At 45.5% G+C, this 1,277-nt stretch carries 1 protein-coding gene and 1 pseudogene; one reads left to right on the top strand and one right to left on the bottom strand.

Going from position 1 to position 1,277, the window contains the following annotated elements; translation table 11 throughout:
• Positions 1-209: anion permease (locus R7P72_RS24820; RefSeq protein ID WP_195744719.1), on the bottom strand; the 209-nt coding region annotated here is incomplete at its 3' end.
• A 273-nt stretch (positions 210-482) separates the two neighbouring features.
• Between R7P72_RS24820 and R7P72_RS24815 the strand changes: the two are divergent.
• Positions 483-1,277 (top strand): annotated as a pseudogene (locus tag R7P72_RS24815) (sensor histidine kinase); the annotation flags it as partial.

Here is a 1,277-nt window from a genome sequence, read left to right as displayed (position 1 = left end):
GGCAGTACGCCAAGCAGTGTCGCGAGCGTCAAACCCATCAAGGCCATCGCGCCAAGAGGAAGTGGGGCGAGGATCAAGCTTAGTACGGTGGTGACGAAAATCGCCATCATTTGCCAAGCTTGATCGGTGAGTCCTTCCGGGGTTGGGATAAACCATAAGATGCAGCCTATCGCGACCAGTAGGAGCATTTTCATTTGGGAACTATTCATACATCCATCTCCAAGTTATTTTTCTTCATCATAGGGTTTGGAAATGGCAAAAAACTGAGAAAAATCAATTTCATCAACGACGTACTTGAGCTCTTTATCAATTTGCATGTCACGACAAAATCTGTTTGAAAAATAATTGAGAATAAACGCATTAAATTAATAAAAGTCATAAAAATCACCACTGAGATCCGCGTCAAAATTCATGGTGAGAGCCCCTAAGTCGAATAAGGAATTGCGGTAAGCTTAGGGCAAGTCATTTCTTGGAATCCTATCGTGCCGTTTGCTTCCTTTTCTTTTACTAAACAACTGGCCGTATTGCTCAGTGGTGTAATGCTATTGGGCATGTTGAGTTGGTGGAGTTACAGTGCTCATCAGTTGGACGACATCCTCACTCATCAAATCAGCCTGCGTGCTCAAGTTCAGTCGCAGCAGCTCTCGCAATTGTCCAGCCTTATTGCCGCTGTTGGGTCTGGTAGCGCAAGCAAAACGTCAGAAATCATCAATGCGGTTCAGGCGGTGAGTGATGCGGACTTTATCACTGTGAGTGATCGCGCAGGAATTCGGCTGGCACATCCTGTCGCTGAACGCGTTGGTCTGCCTGTATTGGGAGGTGACATTGAAAGAGCGCTGGAAAACGGTGAGTCCTACCTTTCTTATGGCGTGGGATCTTTAGGGCCATCGGTTCGTTACATATCTCCCATTTTTTCCAATGAAGGCGATGTGATTGGCATGATCAAAGTTGGCTATTTGATTGATACTTTAGATCTCTGGACAAGCGAACGGTTGTTGCCTTTGATATCGTTCGGAATCATTGCCGTCGGTATTTGTATTTGGTTGTCTTGGAAGTTTTCTCGCTATGTTCGAACTCAAATGCAAGAGTTAGAACCTTGGCAGCTTAAGCAGGCGTTAAAAACGCATCAAGGCGTGCTGCAAGCGACGTATGAAGGATTGGTCGCGATAAACTCCGAGGGAAGTTTGTACCTTATTAATGATTCCGCTCGCGCTATGCTCAACTATCATCAAGAGCTTGGCAACGTATTTACTGACGGGATAGATAACCCAGAAAGT

Source organism: Vibrio sp. Vb0888, assembly GCF_033338835.1.
GTDB classification, from domain to species: Bacteria; Pseudomonadota; Gammaproteobacteria; order Enterobacterales; family Vibrionaceae; genus Vibrio; species Vibrio alginolyticus.
The sequence above is the reverse complement of the archived record's forward strand: the minus strand, read 5'-3'. Positions and strand labels throughout refer to the sequence as shown.